The sequence below is a fragment of the Schlesneria paludicola DSM 18645 genome, from assembly GCF_000255655.1.
GTDB lineage: Bacteria > Planctomycetota > Planctomycetia > Planctomycetales > Planctomycetaceae > Schlesneria > Schlesneria paludicola.
On the sequence record NZ_JH636435.1, the window covers coordinates 2,160,063 to 2,180,935 of the forward strand.

A 20,873-nucleotide genomic window follows, 5' to 3' on the forward strand; every position below is an offset into this window, starting at 1 on the left:
CCCCTGGCATTCACGATGTCATGGCATTTTTTAATCTGGTCGCAGCCAGTCCCCGTTACTTCAACAGTCTGCCAACCGATGGTGTCGCATGGTTTAGGCTGCCGCCTACATCCCCACCAGGCCGAGCCAGTCGTTGAACAGGAACTGCAGCCGCATGGTGAGGAGCGTAATGCGGCCCATGACGGTCAGCGCAAATGACGCTCCGAAACTGATCATCAAGACCCAGATTCCGAGACGAGACACGCGTCCCACGATGCCGCGATGCTCGACGGAAAAGTAGAAATAGGTCAGGCTCGAGATCACGCTCACCACGATCACGATATTCTGAATCGATTGCTTCCAGTCGAACGCGAAGCCGGATTCGTTGGACGTGACGACAATCAACGGCAGAATCGTACTGCGGATCTGCTGCACGAAGTCGGCGTTGAGGAACAGGATCAGCTTCAGTCCTGCGGTTGTTCCCACCACGAATGCCAACGGCCAGCGTCCCAGCCAGGCAATCTTGGGAATCAGGCGACAGAACACCATGCAACTGAGGATCACTGGAAGAATGACATAGTAGTCCGGAACGGCATCCGTGGGCGTATCCGGCAGCAGGGCATACCGTGTCAGATCGGGTGACAGCTTCACAAAGATCTTGGCGACAATGACTTCCCAAAAGTTCAGCACGATCGCATACCCGGCGGAAACACCAACGATAATCGATTCCGCGAATTTGTAAGCCGCACTGTCACGGTACAGGTAGGAAAAGACACTGAGGGTCAGCAAAGCCGCGGCCCAGACTCCGATGGTTCGCGACCAGCTCCAAACCGCATTTTTGTCATCGCGTGCGGCCCGGTCGTAGCGAATGGCTTTCCGCACGAGATGAGGGTCGGCCACTTGCCCTTCCGCAAGCGGCGAAATGACACCCGTCGTAGGATCAAGTTGCCCGACCACTTCCACGGGGACGACGTACTGCTGCCCCACACCTTTTTTCGACGTCGCAGACTGAAGTGCAAGAAAACCGGCACCTGCGACGAACAGGATTGTCCAAATCAGGGTTTCGCGATTCATGCGTGCGAACTCCTTCGAAAACGGTTCGCCAGATGAATGCCGTTCCCCAGCACGATCAGGGCGATCATCAGCCGATGCGCCCATCGCTGTGGTCCGCCTCGCAAACTGGCCGGACGTTTGCTCATCTGGGCGTACGGATCGGGGTACTTCGCGGCGAGCATCGATTCATATTCATTCGCACCTCGAATCCCGGTGACGAGCCCCAGCATTTGATCAGGGTAGTAGGGAAACAGTTGCGTTGATTGCACACCAGTGCAGCCAGCAGCCAGCGGAATGCCCAAAGGCGTACCTGCATACTGCACCCATTGTTTGGCTCCGGGATCACCTCCCGAAGCGTTCAGGATCAACTGCATTTCTTTGAGACTGCTCACATCTTTCATGATCGGAAGATCATCCAGGCTGATGCCCCGCACGTCTTGCGAGCGTGCTTTGCGGATGTCGGACGTCAATTGGTTGATGGCCACCGCCTCGCCGGCCAGGTACCCGAGGTTCACATAGTTCTTGCCGTAGCGATAAGGATTGTCACCGCCGCTGAATTCTTCTTCGATTACTGTTTTGATTGTCTGGTCGATCATCGGCAGCCCGGTTCCCCAGAGCGTTACGAAATACAACTTGTGCTGCCGCAGACAACAATGCCGCGTGAATGCGAGCGCCATCGGCATCAATTCCGCCGAAGTGTTCGGATCGAAATCCATCGCCAGCAGAACATGTGAACCGGCGGGCAGCGTTTCCACGTAATCGAACAACCGCTTACTGGGCGGAGACGGAGTTTCGTCGGAACCGATCTGAAACAAGATTGGCGCCGCGACAGCGATTGCCATCGTCAGAAAAATCCAGCGGCGATCAAGAGAATTCAAAACGTCGAGCAGAGAAGACTTCATTCATCTCCTCCCAGATACGATCGATCGAGTCCAAGAAGAATTCGCAGTGACGTTGCCACCACACCCAGTGCCACGCCGATCATGATCGCTCGCTGTCCCGCCGTGACGAACGTCTTGCGAATGAACTCGGTCAAATCGGCGATCGGAACAAACGGTGGTGACCCCTCGGGCGCCGCGGCCAGAAAGAAGGAGGTGATTTCACGGTCTTTCGTCTGTCCGACGAGCACAATCAGGGCGGTCACCAGCAGCAAGATGGCATCCACGTTTTTCGCGCGGAAGGCACGGAACGCCGCCGAAGCAACGTAGAAAGCCAGCAGGGCAAACATCGTCGACACGATGGGGCTGAGCAGATACTGGTAAATCCACCAGAAGACACTTCCTTCCTGCTGGAACTGGCCAGACCACGCAAAGCCCAGATTCTTTGGAGATTCAGGAACCACGCCGATTTTCAGCAACCCCACGGCCACCGTCATTCCGAAAGCCACCAGCGTCACCACCGAGAAACCCCACCCCGCGTGCTGGTCCGAGATCTTCTTCAAATGATGGATGCACAAATTCACGGCCCCGAGCAGCATCGCGATCGTGGCCACAATCGTGTACCACTCTTCGGCCGATTGCCGTAGCGGTAACAGGGGCGGAACGAAATACGCGATGGCCATCAAGAAGCCAACCAACGAGGCAATCACAACGGGTGCTGTTTTTGACATCATCCACCTTTCAAGACGGTGTCAGTGACCCACGACGTGCGAGGGGGCAATTTCGTTCCGTCCGCCTGAAGACCTCGCGGCGACAGCGAATCCCATGTCGCAAGCCCACAACCAACCACGATCAGTACGATCGCGGCAAACTTGCCAACGTCTTGTCCTTTCAGCATCCCCATTTGAGCGGGTTCACCAGACAAGTAGGCCGACGCAGCGAACAACTCTTCACCCAGCAAGGTGTAGTCGCATGCCGCGACGAAAAACGGCAACTGAGTCGTTTCCGCCGTCCCCGCAATCTGAATCGCGGAAATGGAATTCCCGGTCTCTGACAGAATCAGTGACTCGGCATAGAACTTTCCGAGATAGAAACAGGCGGCAGGTTGTTCGCGCTGCATCCATCCGCAGACCGATGCCACATATCCGAATTGTTCATCGGTGATGTAGTGGATGAGATCTTCGTTGTAGTAGTCGGCCCGTCCCGCGGCGAGCGCCGCCGCTTGAACGGCTTCGCGCGCGGCAGTCATGACCAGGGCGCGCGTCGTCGGCACTTCCATCGGTGTGTCATAGTCGGCCGCCACCCGCGCCACCCGACCCAGCAATGTCAGACCGGCAACGGTCTCGATTTCGTTCAGATCCTGGATGCCGGGAATGAACAGGATGGGTTTCCCCATTTCCGTCGCACGACCAACGGCCTCTTCAATCGCCTTCAAGCCGGCAATCGGACGCACATAAAACGGACGTCCCCGTCGTGCCAATTCGGTGAAGACGATGACCGTTCCGCAAACCACGACGGTCAAGATGGCAAACGAGGTCTTCGGCGTGTCGAATAACTTGACCGGTTTGGGGATTGGCTTCTCTGACGATTCAGAGGGCCCCCCATCCGCCGCGATCGCCGAAGGCATAGCCAAAGCCATCACGAGAGTGAAGGCAAACAAAAAGCGCCAACAACTCAAACGCAATCCTCTCGCGTTTCTCCTCGTTCCTAAGCTCCCGCTTGGGAACGCCTGTGGCGGTCTCATTTTCGGTCGAACGGGGAAGCAACCCGCGATCGTCCCGCACACACCGAGGCCCGTAGAACGTTCCCAAGCGGGAGTTAGGGAACGAGTGAGATGAGGGAAATTCGTCTCTCCCGCGGTCGCGATCGTCCCCCCCGACTTGTACGCGTCCTCGCAATATCGGAGCGGAGGCGTTCCCAAACGGGAGCTTGGGACCGAGGGGAAGTGGCAACTTGGGAACGGGCGAACGAGCGAGAGAACAACCGTCCGACGTCGTAACCAACTCGCCAAACGGGCGAGCGGGGATGCGATCAACCCTGGACTTTTCAAACTCGCCTGCTGTCGAGCATCAGATCTCCGATCGGGTCTCCAGAATTCCATTCGTTACCCCTCGATCAATTCGACGTTGGCTCGCGGCACCGTGACATTCGATCCATCCGCCAGTTTGACTTCCACGACACGAGCGAGCGATTCGGACGCCAGTAACACCTGTTCGTGCGGCAGGCGCGTCACCGAGCCAAGCGCCCCGAAATACGGTTCGCGAATAATACGAATCGGGGAACCGAGATCCAGGGCGCCTGCCACGCGTCCTGCGTCCCGGCGATCGGGGGGCAACGGTTCGGCCAGAGGGATGACAATCTCTGGTCGCATGACCCCCGCGCGAATCTGTGTCGCGCCGTTGACGCTCGCCTCACGGCCCCGATGGGCGATCAGCAGGTCAAACGTTCGTTTCGCCATCGCAATCTCGCCAAAGCCTTCGGTCACGATAATCGTGGTGCCGAGCTTCTCGGTGCCCGTCACTGCGACCCCCAGGTCATAGCCCAGAATCTGTCGCAGATCGTGATCGTCAATTCCCCCGGCGACAACGGCAGAGACTCCGACTTCGATGGCCCGACGGACGGCATCGCCAGTGACACGGCGACCGCCGACGACGACGCAGCCTCGGTGTTCGGGATTGATCACCTGTGCCGTCAAATCGTCGTCAGGCGACGGCACGACGGGAGCGATTTTTCCGAATGCTTCACCACCGACGCCAAAAATCCCTTGCACCAGCGCAACATCCGATTCCACCACGACACCTTCATGGGGAATCACTTCCACAATTGTGCCGTTGATGTACGCCAACACCTGAACGGCGATCGGTTCACCGCGCAAGATGACTTGTCCGGTGACTTTGGAAATCGATTCAATCGTCCCCGCCATCGGTGACGGAAACTCCGATTTGAAGAATCCAAAAAAGCCTTTGGTGCGGGCAAGTGTTTCGCCAAGCACCACGGTTTCACCGACGGGCCTGAGCATGCTGCGGGACAACTCGGACGCAGAAACCCCCAACCGCTTGGCCAGATTGACGGGCACGGCATCGCCGGGCATAAAGGTCCGCGCCACAACATCCTGGGACGAGACCACATCGCCCACTTTCACCGGGACATCGCCGGCAATCGGCAGCAACCGACGGCAGCGCCAACGGCAGCCGCGTGATACCATCAGTCCCGGTGTGTATGCCTGCGCCATGCTCAATCATCCGTTCGAAGACTCGAGTCTCCGAATCCTCGCAGAGACGCGGTACGACATCAATCATCACAGCATGCTTTGAGCACGCAATTGTTCAAGTGCCCGGTCGAACGCGGCGACCGTCTCGTCAAGATCTGCCTCGGTGTGCGCTGCCGAGGTCATGCCGCTCCATCCGAACCAATCCACCCCCTGGGTCAGCATCGCAACCCGGAAGGCAAACTTTGGCGGTGCAGGGGGTTCGACATCCAATCGCCGATAGGCACCCTCATGCGGGATGAAATTCGGATCGGCGGGACGTGGTCCCGCGTAATTTGGGTGAAGATGGATCATGGAAAATTCGCCATAGGCGATCCACGGAATCTGCTTGCGAACAAACAGCTCATTCAGTCGCTGCCGTAATTGTTGTGCCGAGTCATTCGCCCGCCGTGTGACACCCCCATCGGCGAGTGCATCGAGTGCCGCACATCCCGCCGCAGCCGACAGCGGATTCCCGTTGTAGGTGCCGGGATGTTTCATTTTCCGTCCATAACGGTTTCCAAAGGCGAGTGCTTCGAGCAGATCGGCGCGTCCGCAGACCGCGCCACCCGGCAGGCCGCCCGCAAGGACTTTGGCCAGGGTCGTCAGATCAGGTATCACCGAGTAGTGTGCTTGCGCGCCACCGGGATGCACACGAAAACCGGTGATGACTTCATCGAACACAAGGACGACGCCGTAACGGGTGCAGAGTTCCCGCAACCCCTGCAAAAAGTCTCGCCGGATCGGGACCAGCCCCCAATGACCGCCTGTCGGTTCCAGGATGCAGCAGGCCGGTTGCTGTTCCCGAAAAACCTGCTCGACCGTCTGCAGATCGAGCGGAGGCATCACGATGAGATCGTCAAGCACCCCTGCAGTGACGCCGGGCATTGCCCAGTTTTCCGGGGTGTAGGGGGCATACGCCGCCGGGACCAAAAAGTCATGCCATCCGTGAAAGTGTCCGACGAACTTGGCGATCTTTTTTCGTCCGGTCACCAACCGTGCAATCCGAACGGCCATCAGCGTCGCTTCCGTTCCGCTACTCGTGAACCGCACTCGTTCGGCTGAGGGAACAAGCCGCTGAATTCGTTCGGCCCATTCGAGTTCCAGTTCATGGCAGGCAGAGAAGTGTGTGCCCCGTGTCATCTGCCGCTGAACGGCCCGTACGACCGCCGGAAATCCGTGTCCAAGTAGCATCGCTCCGTGGCCGACCCAGTAGTCAATAATCGAGTGCCCTTCGACCGTCGTTTTCCGCGCCCCATGGGCTTCGGTCACGTAGATCGGGAACGGTTCCAAATATCGCCCGTCGTGCGTCACGCCACTGGGAAAAACTGCTTGACCGCGTTCAAATAGCGGGGCGGATTTGGCAAATTTTTCGCGATACGCAAGTTCAATTTGATTGGCGATCGGCGACATCACAAACATCCCTGGTGCAGTTGATACAGTCTGAGGTCTCAGCCAGGCAGCGCGCCACGGCAATCATGAGGTTCCTCGTTCGCGGCTGCGGCATTGCCGTGCAAAGGATTCTATGCCAACCGACCGGGAATGAGCGAGTTTGCAGGGCGTTTTCACACCGCCCCAATCGGCGACATTCGACAACCGTGGTGTGTCCTGCGGGCTGAAGGCCCAACCAATCCGCGGTCCCAGCACATCTACGATTCCAGCACGTCTGAGCCCCTACAGCCCAGACGTGCTGGAATCGTAGTTGGGGCACCCCGTTGGGGGGGGCGCAAGAGAGTGCTTGCAACCCGCCCGCAGACCATAGACGCCACAAGACTCCACGAAAAAATGCCCGACGAGGCCATTCGTTGGCCATCTTCCCAGCCGTGTTGACGCCGCGTTTGCGTCTGTCGAAATTGATTTGCAGACAATTTTGTTTCCTGTAATAATACTTTTGTTATCCTTAATTCAGGAGAACGACTCAGCCGATGTTTTCTCTGCCAATGTTCTCAGGGTCTCGTAACGGGAATCCGATCGGGCTCACGTCTGGGATTCGCGGATCTGGGATGGTTTCAAGAAGCACTGCGAAGATGCGGTCACTCTCGCGATTTCACCAAGCGAGAATGCGCTGGGGCGGGAATTGACCGGGATCGTCAAATGGAAAGCCACCAACATCGTGCGGAAACACTGCGCGCCCTGCGGCAGATTTGTCGCGGTACGAGCAAGTCTTCCGCAAGCAACTGGTCCGGGCGCGATTCGCCGGAGCCGCAGCGGCTTTCGACGGGGGTGTCGGCCTTGGATGAATTACTACCAGGGCAGGGACTGGAAGCCGGTTGGCTGATCGAATGGCTGACTCCCATCGAAGGCTGTGGTGCAGCGATTCTGGCATTACAAGGTGTTCCCCCCGCCATTGAGCAGCGGCCCGTCTGGGCGGTGATCGATCCCACGGGAGAATTCCATCCGCCCGCAGTACAAGGGTGGGGAATTTCGCTCGAAAAAATCCTGTGGCTGCGTCCGACCTCGATCGCGGACGCGGCCTGGACGGTTGAGCAATGCCTGCGGTGTCCTGCCGTTGGAATCACCTGGTTCCAAGCCGATTCGCTTCCCGACCGTGTGTTACAGCGCTGGAAAATTGCCGTGGAAACCGGCGGTGGATTGGGTGTCTTGTTCCGCCCCGCAAAAGCCGCACGGTATGCCTCGTGGGCCGATCTCCGTTGGTTAATTCAACCGCGATCGACACAGACGTCGAGTACGGGGGCCATCGCGGGGGGCTCATCAAATTTTGGCCACAGCCCGAATTTTGGGAATTGGCGAGTGCAGGTTCAGTTGCTCTCGTGTCGTGGTGCCTGTCATGTAGGCCATGCGGTGGAACTGGAAGTGTGTGATGCCACGGGTGATGTGCGTCTGGTTTCCACTGTGGCCCATTCAACGCCTGCAATCCTCGCAGCAGGAGCATAATCACACGCCGAATTTTTCGGCATCACCCCCTGCGCAGAAGCGTTCACCGCGACCACTCGTCCTGTTTTCAGAAGGAAAACGTGGCCTGCAAATTGTCGTCTGTTCGCCTGAGGCCGAGAAGTGGGGAATCCAGACGGGAATGCCCCTGGGTGAAGCCCGCTCCCTGTTGCCCCGTACGACCGCAAAGAACGCAAGACCCCCACGCGGACGGCCAGCGAAGGTCCGGGGCACCAACCCCCAATTTCTGCCAGCCGATCCGGTGGCGGATCGACAACGCTTACAGATTCTCGCGCAGGAGTGTCTGGCCTACAGTCCGCTCGTCGGCCTGGAAGACAGCCCCGCCCCCGAAGCGATCTGGCTCGAAGTTTCGGGCAGCGAGGCGCTCTTCGGTGGGGAACGTCCCTTGGCTGACACCTTGTCGGCCGGGCTTGCTCGGCAGGGGCTGCGGGTGCGAATTGCGATTGCCGATTCGTGGGGCGCCGCATGGGCAATGAGCCATTACGGGGCATCCGACATCGCGCTGGTTCCCATCGATCGACAACGGGAATGGCTGGCCCCGTTATCAATTGCCGCCTTGCGCATCCCCGAGACGGTCATTCGATCGCTGATCAAACTGGACGTGCTGACGATCGAACAGCTTTTGCGGCTATCGCGGACGGCACTGCCTGCTCGTTTTGGTAAAGAGTTGCTATGTCGCCTCGATCAAGCATTGGGGCAGGCTCCCGAACTTCTGACTGCCGAACGGATCACCGAGACGATCTTCGACGAGTGGCAGTTCGAAGAACCGATTACAGATCGGCAAACAATTGATCACGTCTGCGAACTCCTACTGCAACGATTACTGACTCAGTTGGATGCTCGTCGAGCCGGATTACGAGAACTCGCCTGTCACTGGCTGGGAACGACTGCTGAACCGACCACACTTCGCCTGCTTCGTCCGACGAATGATCGACGCCATCTGCTTGAGCTGCTGCGGTTACAGTGTGAACGTCGGACGTTCACAGCGGCCATTCAAGGCATTCGGATGGAAGTTGTGGAAATGGGATTGGCTCTGGCCAGGCAGACGACTCTGTTTGGCGACGCCTCTACGGAGGAGAATCCGCGAGTCCTTGCCGAGTTGGTCGATCGGCTCAGCATTCGGCTGGGGCGGCAGGCGGTCCTGCGTCCGCGACTGGTTCCCGACCCGCAACCCGAGTTTGCTTATGAACCCGTCCCCTGGCTGGATCGTCACAAACCCCGGGACGAGGCCACATTCAGTTCGTCCGCGCTGCGCTGTCGTCCATTACGGCTATTCCATCCGCCACGACCTTTGTCCATTCAAATCGAATCACCTCAAGGCTTGCCCATGCGCGTGCACCATTCTCAGGTGCAGCGGATGATCGGCCCGGAGCGGATCGAAACAGGCTGGTGGCGCGCACCGGACGTGAAACGGGATTATTACCGGATGGATCTCGCCAATGGTACCAGGCTTTGGACCTTTGTGGAGCGTGGAACCGGACACTGGTTTCTGCACGGACTTTTTGTCTGAGGTTGAACTCAGCCCGCTTCATGATCGCGTCGTGACGACGATCGGCGTTTTTTCATCGAGGAACCATGTGACTTGATATGCGGCGTCGGCACCGACGGTTCTTCGGCAATCGCGGCAATGGCAGCGTCTGCCACGGTCGGAGCGGGCTCTTCGACCACCGCATCGATTTGAACCGTACGTTTGGTCAGTTCGAACACGCATCCCAATGGCCCCGCCACCAACTGTGGTAACAGCACGAGATCGCTGAGCAATGCCACACCCACCATCGCGGCCATCGCACCGCCAAATCGGCTGATGACTAGCGACTCGGCAGGAACCAGAACAAGCAATCCAACCCCGACCACGGCGCCCGCCTGCCACAGCGATGGCCCACAATGTACCAGTGCTTCGACAACAGCCTCACGGCGGCTCTTCCCACTCTGCATGGCAAGACGCACCCAGTTGAGATACTGCACCGTTCCTTGAGCAGCGATGCCCATTCCGACCGAGGCCGTGATCATCGTGCCCACATCAATCCGCTGTTCCATCCAGCCGATCACACCCAGCACCACCGTCACCGGGATCAAAGTCGGAATCATGGCCACCAGGCTGGCGGTAATACTTCGCAACCGGAACAGAAACAGCCCTAGAATGAGGGCACATGCCAGGCAGGTACTACCGATCAAACTTTCCAGTACCGCCTTCTGCGTCTGAGCAAACAGCGGCACCGCCCCGGCGATGGAATGTTGTGAACCAGGTTCCAATTTCAAAACGTTTTGCGTGAGCCGATGCAAGTCGGCCACCACGACGGAGAAATCGTTGTTCGACATGACATTGACTTGTGCGGCAATGCGCCAAAGTTCATCACCAGGTTGGCTTAATTTGTCATCGCGCCGCATCGGCAGGTCGCGTCCCTGCTCGAGAACCGTGTAGAACGCGCGAGCGGCTGGAATTTCGCCTTCGCGTACCCGCTGCTGCACGGCGGTCGCCCGTTTCTGATACTTCGACTTCTGAATGTAGCTGGAATCGTCACGAAGCGGTTCCGAGACCGGCTGCAAATCGGCAAGTGACGTTGTGCCACTGACCTCGGGATGGAGCCGAATCACCTCTTGAACCTGACGCACCAGTTCCATTCGATCCAGGAAACTCGTGTCTTTCTGCGACTGCTGATCAAACCGAATCACCGCTTCAACAGGGGTCGTTCCTGACAGATTGGTTTCGATGAACCAATAATCCTTGCTGATCTCGGCACTTTCCGGGAAGTAGCGAACGGCCTTGGTCTCTGTTTGCAGCTTATTCATGCCCAAGCTGCACCCGATGCAGATGGCGACGAACGCGACCGATTGCAAACCGGAACGAACGGTCATCAACTGACCAAATCCACGCCATCCCAGGTGATCCAATTCTTGTTCACGCGGCTTCGACGGAGACCATATCTGCAGCAGCGCCGGAAGCCCGTACATCAACATCGACAGCGACAGCATCGCACCGGCGGCGCCGTAGAATCCAAAGTTCTTGATGGGTGTCAGGAGACTGGTGCACAACGCAATCAGGCCCACCGCGACCGCGGACGAGGTGAGGATGCCAGGCATCCATGACATCTTGACCGTCTGGGAAATCGCCACAGATTCGTTGTGGAAAGCGGCATGTTTCCAGTAGTTCGCAACATGGATCGCCCCGGCCGTCGTCAAGACAAAGATCAGCGTGGGCATCACCACCAGGATCATGTCCATCGTTCCGCCCGTCAGCGGGATCAGCGCCGTCGCCCCAAACATGGCCAGCAACGAGACCATGACCACCATCGCCGTGAGACGAATGTTCCGCAGCAGTGCAAACGCCACCAGCGCACTGGCGAGAAACGACATGAGAATCGCCGAGCGTCGATGCATTTCAAAGAGAGGGACCGTCACATCCCAGGCGGCCTTTTGAACTTCGTGATTCAGTTCCGTCGCGGTGACCAGACTTCCCGCCAAATGAACCGCCTGATCGGGAATTCCGGCGCGCTGACAGGCGGTTCGGATCGCCGCCACCGTGTCGGTTTTGTCTGCCAACCCTGCCTCGGACAAACCGACCGACAGACCGACAGGTGACCCGGGAGCGAAGAACGCGGATTCGACCAACGGCTTCCCATCACCCCGTTCAGGAATATATTCAGTCAGCCATTTGGCCACGGCCATCGTTGATTCGCTGCCAATCCGCATTCCGCGCCACGACACTTGAAGGTCGTGATCCAACGTCGCGTTTTCACTGACCTTTCCGTCAGCCGTCAGCACCGCCGGTGCAATCGATTCACCCGCAGCAGCGTCGTCCTGCGGCACCCCTGGAATGGAAATCATCGACGACAGATCGGCCGTTGCATCCTGTACATTTGCCGTCAAACCTCGACGTGACAGCAGCGCCATTTCCACTTCTCGACGGGTCTTTCTTAACGCCGATCGCCCTGTTTCCGACAATCGCAGGCGCAGCGGACCCGCACCGACGAGTGTCCCTTCCAGTCGCCGAATGGCCTCGTGTGGTTCAACGCCATCGGCCTGCATGACGCTTAACGCGTGTCGCGGCTCGAGAATCGATGAGAAGTAGGGTAAGCCACCCCGTCTGATCCCGCGTTCGTCGGGCCTTCCCGTCAGGTGTTCAATGACCTGATCGATCCGGGGATCATTAAGTGAACTTCCTTCCCAGGTGACCAGAACGCGTTCTTCCACGGGGAATCGCTCATGAATCCAGTTGAGGGCCTGCAATTCGGCATCCTGCCCGGGCAACCACTTCTCGACATCGTTCTCGAGACGCAACTGGCGAGCGGACGACCAGCAGAGCGGCGCGACGAACGCCATCAACACGACAATCCACAGACTGAACCGGTTGCCCCAGTGGTCGCGACGATCAAATACGTTCTTCATAAGTCACCTTCCGCCCGACTCCGCAGGCGCGGCAAAACGATCAATGCCTGATCCGTGGGCGTCGTCCATGGTCAGATGTCGGCGATCACTGGGTAAATTGCTGAAAATAAGCGCCGAAATTTTCGCTCGGAACGCAAATTTCCTGAAAGCCCGATGCGCACCGGGCGTTTCCTGTCTTTCTCGGTGTTCTCAATGCCACTGGGTGAAAAAAGCTTTCAGAGATTTCAGTCCATCAACACAACGGCATCGAGGCCACGGAGAATTTATCGAACTGACGGAGTTGGCCTGCTTTACGGTGCTTCACTGCCATTGATTCGTTATGATTCCCGAGTTTCTCAAGAGAATTGCCCCTCCAATTCGGAATCGACTTAAATAGGTATCGACAGCAAAGGGCGGTACCACACACCGATTTGCTGTGTACCGGCTGTCTGCATCAGCAGGAAGGATTTCCCATGAATCAATCGCCCGACCAATCCACCACTCCCGACGATGACCACTGGGAAATCTACGTCACATACGTCGACGATAATCCAGCGGTAATCCTTGTAGACATTGGTGTTGTGGAATCTGTCCCCATTACCAGCCTGCCGAATCTGGTCTGGCTCTGGATTCATCTGAAAACGACTGACGAAGATGGTTTTCCGTCAGAAGAGGAAGACTTTCGCCTGAATGAAATTGAAGATTTGGTCACAGAGGGTATGGGGGATTTGGCGCTGCGATATGTCGGACGCATTACGACCGATGGTCGCCGCGAATTCTATTTCTACACCGATGATCCCGAGCAATTTCGGCAGTCGGCCACGGCGGCGATGAGTTCCGTGTCAGAATACGAGTTCGAAATCGATGTGGCAGATGATCCAGAGTGGAGCCATTACCAGAATGTTCTGTACCCATCGCCAGAAGATTTCCAACAGATTCAGAACCAGCAAGTGATTTCACAATTGCAGCAGGCCGGGGACTCGCTAACCGAGCCACGTCCCGTCGACCATTACGCCAATTTCCGGACCGCCGAAGATCGCGATGCGTTCATCGCCGCCGCCGCAGCAGAAGGCTACGAAAGCGTCAGTCGCCCTGACCGCACGGATGATGAAGGCGAGTTTCCATTTTCCGTGGGACTACTGCGTGTCGATCCTGTTGACCCGGAAACCATTGATCGGATCACATTCGAGCTATTTGATCTCGCCCGGCAACATACGGGAGAGTACGAAGGCTGGGGTTCGAAAGTCGTGAAGTCATGACTTTGAACTCGCGATTCAAAACATCGAGCAGAGACAAGTGCCGGTTTGTTCAGGCCCTTTTCAGCCCGCCATTCACTCGACGACGCAGATCTTGCCGATCTCGGGTGACTCGTTCTTGAATCGCAGAGAAAGACACGGCGAATCCTGAGATCCGCTCTTGTGAGCGTTCTGAGCAGACATTATCAACCGTTACTTCCATATCAAAAACCTATGTCACACAGTCAGCCCAACGGCGAGCCTTCGATGAGCGTCGCAGTTCGAGCCTCGTTGCTCGGCATCGCGATGTTTCTGTGCGGGGGATTTCTGTTGGCGCTGTCGGTGTCACCCGACCCGCGGGGGTACGGGACACACCATCAGTTTGGTCTTCCGCCTTGTACATTTCGAACGCTGTCTGGTTACCCCTGTCCCGGTTGCGGGATGACAACGAGTTTTTCCCATTTCGTGCGAGGAGACTTTGCCGCTTCAGCTCGTGCCAATCTGGCGGGATTGGTCCTGGCCTCCGTCTGTGCGTTGCTCATTCCCTGGTGTTTGTGGAGCGCTTACTGCGGGCAGTTATGGATGGTTGCCGATCCGATCACTGTTGGCGGGACCCTGGCGGTCTGTCTTAGCGGCCTTGCCGTGTTGTTTTGGGGTGCTCGCGTGCTGAGCGCCATGACGTAGCTAATGAAGCCACCTGGCGAAGGATCGCCTCATGCCTGACGCACCACACGTTTTTCATCGACGCAGCATCCTCTGGCAGGCCGCCGGAGCCTCGATCGGTTTGTGCATGGCCTCGACCTTTGGCTGCTCAAAAATGCTGGTCAGTTCCGGAAAGGTTCTGTTTGGCGACCCCAAACTGCCATCTGAATTCACCACGTTGACAAAAGAAGACCTGACGAAAGGGCTGAAGACCATCCTTGTCGTCTGTACGGCCGTCGAAGGAGTCGAGGATGAAGTTTCGACCGTGAAGCTGGATGTGATTGATGGTGTCACCCGCCGAATGCGACTGCAGGGTGTGAAGGTTATCAATCCAGAACGTGTTATCGACTGGATCGACGACCATGGCGGAATTGTTTCCAATCCACATGAACTGGCCAAGGATTTCGATACCGACTACATCGCGTGGATCGACGTGCAGACCTACAACCTGCACGAACCCAACAGCCCGAAACTGCTCCGCGGGCAGACATCCGGATTTATCCGCGTGTTCAAGATCGAAGAACATGACGGGCAACGCTTGGCGCTTCGCATCTATGAGAGAGAGTTTGCGCTGACATACCCACAACATCAGCCGATTTCCGAACAGGGACGAGGCCTGGAAGTCTTCCAGAAAGACTACATGAAAAACCTGTGCGACATGTTGGCGGAACGGTTTTATGACCATCGTCCCGGTACCAAGTTCTGACAGAACAAAGGGGTCAGGACTGTTTCTCAATCGCCATCAATATTCAGTCTGCAATCCGTCGGAAAGTGACTCGATGCACATTCACGCGAAATCAAAACGGCTGAACACGGTCGCCACGCTGCTGACCGCGATGGTCATTTGCATCACCACCTGTGGTTGCAACTACCTGATGGTCTTTGGATACCTGCTGGGCGGCCCACCTTCGGTCGAGCCGCTTTTTGACAAAGAGACAAAAGAGTCGATGACCGACAAAGGAGTCAAAGTCGTTGTCGTCTGCTTTGCGCCGGACGACATCAAGTACAACTTTGAGAGCATCGATTACGAACTGGCTCAGTATGTGGCGTTTCAGTTGCATAGCCACAAGATCTCGGTGATTTCGCCGGACCTTTCCAAAGCATGGCTGGAAGAACACAAGGACTGGGACAAGCCTGAGGAAATTGGAGCCTACTTCAAGACCAACTATGTCGTGTACATCGACTTGAACGAGTTCTCGCTCTTCGAAGAGGGCAGTACGGACCTGTATCGTGGCAAGTCCGAGGCCATTGTCAGTGTCTACAAGATGGACGACGACGAACACGGTGAGAAGATTTTCAGTGCGGAAAAGACGTCGAAATATCCCCTCCATCAGCCGGTCAGTTCCAGCGACAAGACGTACAACACCTTCAAGGGCGAGTACCTGACGCGTCTCAGTGACGAAATTGGCCGCTTCTTCTACGAGTACTATGTTGCCGATGAAATCGCCTCGGGCGGCGGTTGATCGACGACAAAGCCTGAGCCCCGAAGATTCGAGAGCGAACTGGCGTGTTGATTGAATTGCCGAGCGTGCGTGGTGACGATGAGGATTCTCTGTGGTCCCAAGTTTCCGTTGGGTTGAACGAACGGGCACAGGCACCTTGGGGAGCCAGCCCCCATTCTTTCAACACGCGATCACGCTTTTCGGTTCGCCTGAATCAACGCAGGCTTCGGGCATTCAAAGAGCGCCGCTTCAAACGGAACGCCCTCTGTCAGCTCTTATGCGTCTTTCACCGTCTCGAGCAAGCGAGCGATAATGTTCTCGACGGTCTGGCCAGCCGCTTCTGCACGATAGTTGATGAGAATGCGGTGTCTGAGCACCGGCGCCGCCAGCGCTTTGACGTCGTCCCACGTGACGTTCGCACGTCCTGAAAGCAGTGCGCGGGCCTTCCCCCCCAGAATCAGGTACTGGGCTGCGCGAATTCCCGCCCCCCACGAGACCCAGTCATTGATGAATTGCGGCGTTCCTGGTTGCTGAGGTCGCGAGGCCGCCGCCAGTCGTACGGCGTACCGAACGACGTCTTCGGCGACAGGAACTTTGCGAACCAGCGCATGGATTTGTTCGATATCGTGCCCCGTGAACAGAGCTTCGATCTGTTCGGGTGCGCCGGATGTCGTTCGTGCCACGACCGCGACTTCGTCGTCTTCAGGCAGGTAATCGACAACGACGTTGAACATAAAACGATCCAACTGCGCCTCGGGCAGGGGATAGGTTCCTTCCATCTCGATCGGATTCTGGGTCGCGAGAACGAAGAACGGTTCTTCCAGGGCATACCGCGTCCCTGCCGCCGTAACCTGATGCTCTTGCATCGCCTCCAAGAGAGCGGCCTGTGTCTTCGGCGGCGTTCGATTGATTTCGTCAGCGAGCAAAACGTTGGTAAAGATGGGCCCTTTGACAAAGACCATCTGACGCCGGCCCCCGTCTTCCTGCTCGAGGATCTCGGTTCCGGTGATGTCCGCGGGCATCAAATCAGGGGTAAACTGAATTCGCTGAAACTTCAGATGGAACACCTGCGCGATGGATTTCACGAGCAGCGTCTTGGCCAGACCCGGTGCCCCGGTGATCAGACAGTGCCCCCCGGCAAACAGCGAGATCAACAACTGTTCGACCGCTTCAGCCTGCCCGACGATGGTCTTCGCCAGTTCGGTACGAATCCGTTGTCGTCCTCCTCGGACCAGTTCCAGGATTCGCAGTTCTTCATCGTCGGAGGGGGACAGTCCAGCAACGTTCACAAAAGGGCTCCGTCTAAGTTGTTCGTAATCAGTTGGACTCGTCGACACAGGGTCCTATCCGCCCCGATCAAGTCGGTGGAACATCGAATATGACGCTCAATGACAGCGAACGCACGCGTCTTTAGTGCGTCATCGCGTAGAAAATGATGTTGATCCCCATCGGATAGGCTTTCTTCTCCGCAAACTCGGTGAAATACCAGGGGTCTTCACCTTCGCGTTCCCATCCATCCCCCAAATCGGTGTTGTGACAAATCATCACCATTAAGCGATCTTTGTCATCAAAGATCCCGCGGTAATGCGGGTTTTTTGCGTCTTCTCGTTCCCAGGTGATTCCAGAAGACCGTCCATAGAGCGCGACCCCGATGGAAGGGACCTGAGGCTTCTCTTTCAAATCGTAGACACAGTGAAAGATAGGATGCTCCAGCGGCAGTTCGATCGGTTCGCGTTCGGGAAAAACCTGTTTGATGGCGCGGTAGAAGACAGCGTATTCTCGTTCACCCCAGAAATCGTCGACCATCAGGAATCCGCCGTTCAAAAGATAACGACGCAGTGCCACGACTTCGTCATCCGAGAGAACGATTCCGCCCGGCTCGATCATGTAGATGAACGGGTACTGGAATAACTCTTGATCGGTCAGCCGCAAGATTCGTCCGTTCGGATCGACTTTCAGCGAGGTCAGTTGCTGCAATCGGAATGAGAAATTGAGATCGGAATCCGGATAGTCCGTCATCCAGGCACTCGGACGACGCGGCGAATCGTATTCGACGCGAACGAAGGTAAACACGTCGGTCTTAAAAGCGGGATCGACTTCCCACGTCGGTACGCCATTACGTTCGTCCGCTGTCCGCGCCACATTCCGGTTGTCGGGTTGCCGACGAGGCAATTTGAACAGGCTTTGGGCGTATGTCATTCCCATCGCCCCCATGAGCACGGCGATCGCTGCCACGACTGTCCATCTGCGATCGTGTCGCTTCATCTCTTCGATCCACTCTACATCGGAACCAGCCGGCGAAACGGATTTCATTTTGCTTCGGCGTCATCTGCCTTCGACTCACTCTGGGGCTTCTCATTCTGTTCTGCTTGAACCGGCTGTTCGCGAACGATTTTCAGCAGCAGTTTTTGAGCATCACGAAATCGCGGCGCGAATTCCAGTGCGGCCAGCACGTGCTGTTTCGCGCGCGGATCGCTTTTTTCGTGCAGCAGCTTGGCGAGGCGAAAATGTCCGTCAGCCGGATCATCCGGATCCATCAGCAGCCAGGCTTCCAACCCCTGGATGGCATCGTCTTTATCTCCCAACTTTTCACTCACCAGCGCCCGGGCTTTTTGAGCTTGCGGCAGCAATGGATTCACTTCGAGCAATCGTCGGACGCTTCTGGCCGCGCCAGGCCAGTCGCTGGCTGCCGTCTGCAGATCGATCAGGCGCAGCAGCGCCGCCTTCGCATCATCCGTACGTCCGACATAGTCTTCGAGCACACGTCGTTCGTCCGCCGTTTCATCCAGTTCCCGATGAATCGATGCCAGCATCAGATAAGCACTTTCGAAACCCGTTTGCTCGGGATAAAGTTCGATCATCTTGTGCAGAAATTTCTTGGCTTTGGCGAATTCACGCCGGCTGACCAATTGATCGGAGAGCATCGTCAGCCCCTGGATGCTGTTAGGGTGATCCTCCATCCAGTGCTCCAGCCGATCCGGATCATCGTCATCTTTGATCGCGGAAAGATCGTACTGTTCCCAGTCGAGATCGGGAGCCAGACGCCGCGCCATCTCGATCGCGTAGTCATGGAATTCATGATCGATCTGATCGAGCGATGCCGTGTGACGCACGATCGCATCTTCGACATGCAGGCCCGCGGCCAGATCGACAAAGATGTTTTTGATGGAATCCAGTCCATACTTCTCGATCAGATACTCGACCAGCAACGACGACTGGTAATACGCAAATTCGAGATCACCCGGTTTCTCGGGATGCAGAAACGTGCCACTTAAATCTCGTACGGATGCCAGACCACCGCCGAGGATTCGCTTACGACTTTTGGGGGTCATGCGTTGTCCCCACGTCCCTCCCGCCTGACGTTCCTCGTAAACGGAAATCCCTTCGCTCAACCAGCGCGGCATCCGATTGCGCGTCTTCTCCAGCGTCACCACATGACAAAACTCGTGCCACAACACGGACTGCCAGTTCGAAGGATTTTGTTTCTGCGTCGCGGGACTGTTGGCAATGACAACTTTTCCGAAGCAGACACCCAGATAGCCACCGGCTCCTGGCAGGCCGAATGCTCGGACGGCAAAGTCGTTCGAGTCGGCATAGATCTCGACTGTAATGACATCGTTCAGTTCGAGCCCATATTTCAGACACAGCGTTTGTTTGGCACGACGCAGCAAATCCAACACATCCGCGCCGTAAATCGTGGCTTCATTGGCTTCCATCCTCACACGAAATTCGTCTGCTTCGACCATGGTGTATTTGGCCAATTGATCGTGTAAATTAGCCATATTGAAGAGCTGCACGTCATAGGCATCGGCCTTGAGGGCCGCGGCGTTCAGTCTCCATCCTTCCTCATCCTGACCGAGACGCAGCAAGTCCTGAGCAAGCTGCACGCGCGCGGGCTGATAGCCGGGGGAGATGGCCAGCACGGAACGTTGCAGATCGGCACCTTCTGCGAATCGGTATTTTTGCGACAGCTTTTTGCCGATCAGCCAATGGACCGCGGGGTTTTCAGACCAAGGCTTCAGCGCGCGACCACGAAACTCACGCTCATTCTCAAGGTCGTTGTCCAAATGGGCCATTACTGCATGCAATGCCCAGGCCTGGGGGTGCGAAGGGTTAATCTCAAGCACCTGATCCAGCAACTTCCCCGCCTCGGCATACTGTTCTGAATCAATGGCCCGCTCGGCCCGATAGAGCAGGGCAGGGGTGTGCCGCGGATTCAGCCGCAGTGACTCTGACAAATGATGGGCCGCCAGACGGGACTGGGCGGTTTCGATGCTGCGTGCCAGTCCAAAATGCAGATCGGCGTCGTTGGGATGGCTTTTCACGCCTTCTTCGAAGATCTCGGCCGCGACTGCGAAGTCTTTTTTCGAAAGCGCCAGTTCACCACTCGCCAGTGTCGCGCCGCGATGCTCGCGAGCAACCTTGAGCGCGCGATCGTAGAAGGTCTCGAGGACTTTTCGAGAGTCGGCACCGGTGGCCACAGCGACCTTTCCGAGCGCCACGAGGCTCTCGGCATCACCGTCATAGCGCCAGGCGGCACGGCTGACAATATCACTAATTTCCGCCTGCCAGGTTTTTCCCTGGTCGACATGCTCCGAAAAGCAGGCGGGGTCGATCCCCGCTTGTCGCAATCGGATGCTCCACGCGTACCGGGTCAAACCGTTCGAGATCGTGTCGAAGGCCGCCTGATACTGTCCGGTCTGCATCTCGGCCTCGGCCTTGAACAGATACCAATCCTCGCCAAAGACGCGCTGCTGAATGGCCTGATCGGCGGTCTGAATGCATTCGGCATACTTACCCGTGAGCAGGAGTTGACGGATTTCTTCAACATCCGCTGCGTCGGCCAAAGGCAGGCAAACCATTAATGCCATCGTCAGCACGAGACACGACAGGGCCTGGAAGCAAACCGACCGGTCTCTCTTGGTCAACGAATGGCCCGAATTGCCAGAACCTAAAACCCAACGCATGCACTCGCCTCCCACGTGATCACACTCAGTATACCTGCCCGACAACGCGGGCGACATGACGAGAGCGCAATCGGAGGCAACAACTTTCGGCC

The 20,873-nt window shown here is 57.0% G+C and carries 16 protein-coding genes; 6 read left to right on the forward strand and 10 right to left on the reverse strand.

The genetic code is table 11. The features are described from left to right. Window positions 1-105: 105 nt before the first annotated feature. The 6 genes from OSO_RS0126765 to OSO_RS0126790 all read right to left on the reverse strand — a co-directional run bounded on the left by OSO_RS0126765 (window position 106) and on the right by OSO_RS0126790 (window position 6,570). The gene (locus tag OSO_RS0126765) at window positions 106-1,053 is read right to left on the reverse strand and encodes a hypothetical protein (RefSeq protein ID WP_010586092.1); all 948 of its coding nucleotides are present in this window, start codon (window positions 1,051-1,053) and stop codon (window positions 106-108) included. Then, window positions 1,050-1,934, reverse strand: coding sequence for a hypothetical protein (locus OSO_RS0126770; RefSeq protein ID WP_010586093.1), 885 nt, complete (start codon window positions 1,932-1,934; stop codon window positions 1,050-1,052). Before OSO_RS0126770 ends, OSO_RS0126765 begins: the two co-directional genes overlap by 4 nt. Next, a complete protein-coding gene (locus OSO_RS0126775) occupies window positions 1,931-2,644 on the reverse strand; it encodes a hypothetical protein (RefSeq protein ID WP_237729339.1) in 714 nt (237 codons plus the stop codon). Before OSO_RS0126775 ends, OSO_RS0126770 begins: the two co-directional genes overlap by 4 nt. Beyond that, window positions 2,641-3,537: a DUF6754 domain-containing protein gene (locus tag OSO_RS45275; RefSeq protein ID WP_010586095.1), complete on the reverse strand. Its 897-nt coding sequence runs from the start codon at window positions 3,535-3,537 to the stop codon at window positions 2,641-2,643. Before OSO_RS45275 ends, OSO_RS0126775 begins: the two co-directional genes overlap by 4 nt. 477 nt (window positions 3,538-4,014) lie before the next feature. After that, complete coding sequence (locus OSO_RS0126785) at window positions 4,015-5,142, reverse strand: hypothetical protein (protein WP_010586096.1); 1,128 nt, start codon at window positions 5,140-5,142, stop codon at window positions 4,015-4,017. Between the two features lie 66 nt (window positions 5,143-5,208). Next, on the reverse strand, window positions 5,209-6,570 hold the full coding sequence (locus OSO_RS0126790; RefSeq protein WP_010586097.1) for an aspartate aminotransferase family protein: 1,362 nt from the start codon (window positions 6,568-6,570) through the stop codon (window positions 5,209-5,211). A 681-nt stretch (window positions 6,571-7,251) separates the two neighbouring features. Between OSO_RS0126790 and OSO_RS48625 the strand changes: the two genes are divergently transcribed. Further along, on the forward strand, window positions 7,252-8,052 hold the full coding sequence (locus tag OSO_RS48625; RefSeq protein WP_010586098.1) for an ImuA family protein: 801 nt from the start codon (window positions 7,252-7,254) through the stop codon (window positions 8,050-8,052). Beyond that, window positions 7,979-9,580 (forward strand): Y-family DNA polymerase, encoded by a 1,602-nt coding sequence (locus OSO_RS0126800; protein WP_157605467.1) that lies wholly within the window; start codon window positions 7,979-7,981, stop codon window positions 9,578-9,580. The genes OSO_RS48625 and OSO_RS0126800 overlap by 74 nt, the downstream gene beginning before the upstream one ends. Window positions 9,581-9,588: 8 nt before the next feature. Here the strand turns inward: OSO_RS0126800 and OSO_RS0126805 are convergent, their stop codons facing one another. Then, entirely contained in the window at window positions 9,589-12,456 is a 2,868-nt protein-coding gene (locus OSO_RS0126805; RefSeq protein ID WP_010586100.1) for an MMPL family transporter, read from the reverse strand. Between the two features lie 452 nt (window positions 12,457-12,908). Between OSO_RS0126805 and OSO_RS0126810 the strand changes: the two genes are divergently transcribed. The 4 genes from OSO_RS0126810 (at window position 12,909) to OSO_RS0126830 (ending at window position 15,835) form a co-directional block, all read left to right on the forward strand. After that, window positions 12,909-13,694 (forward strand): DUF695 domain-containing protein, encoded by a 786-nt coding sequence (locus OSO_RS0126810; RefSeq protein ID WP_010586101.1) that lies wholly within the window; start codon window positions 12,909-12,911, stop codon window positions 13,692-13,694. A 243-nt stretch (window positions 13,695-13,937) separates the two neighbouring features. Continuing rightward, entirely contained in the window at window positions 13,938-14,354 is a 417-nt protein-coding gene (locus tag OSO_RS45285) for a DUF2752 domain-containing protein (protein WP_202799982.1), read from the forward strand. Between the two features lie 31 nt (window positions 14,355-14,385). After that, window positions 14,386-15,078: a hypothetical protein gene (locus OSO_RS0126825; RefSeq protein ID WP_010586103.1), complete on the forward strand. Its 693-nt coding sequence runs from the start codon at window positions 14,386-14,388 to the stop codon at window positions 15,076-15,078. 73 nt (window positions 15,079-15,151) lie between these two features. After that, on the forward strand, window positions 15,152-15,835 hold the full coding sequence (locus OSO_RS0126830; protein ID WP_040592649.1) for a hypothetical protein: 684 nt from the start codon (window positions 15,152-15,154) through the stop codon (window positions 15,833-15,835). 254 nt (window positions 15,836-16,089) lie between these two features. On the opposite strand, the gene OSO_RS0126835 is transcribed toward OSO_RS0126830, so the two are convergent. The 3 genes from OSO_RS0126835 to OSO_RS45290 all read right to left on the reverse strand — a co-directional run bounded on the left by OSO_RS0126835 (window position 16,090) and on the right by OSO_RS45290 (window position 20,781). Next, entirely contained in the window at window positions 16,090-17,103 is a 1,014-nt protein-coding gene (locus tag OSO_RS0126835; protein ID WP_010586105.1) for an AAA family ATPase, read from the reverse strand. A gap of 121 nt (window positions 17,104-17,224) precedes the next feature. Then, window positions 17,225-18,079 carry a DUF4159 domain-containing protein gene (locus OSO_RS0126840; RefSeq protein ID WP_029247518.1) on the reverse strand — a complete coding sequence of 285 codons (855 nt, stop codon included), beginning with the start codon at window positions 18,077-18,079 and terminating at the stop codon, window positions 17,225-17,227. Window positions 18,080-18,123: 44 nt separating this feature from the next. Then, window positions 18,124-20,781 carry a tetratricopeptide repeat protein gene (locus OSO_RS45290; protein WP_162130565.1) on the reverse strand — a complete coding sequence of 886 codons (2,658 nt, stop codon included), beginning with the start codon at window positions 20,779-20,781 and terminating at the stop codon, window positions 18,124-18,126. Window positions 20,782-20,873: the final 92 nt, after the last annotated feature.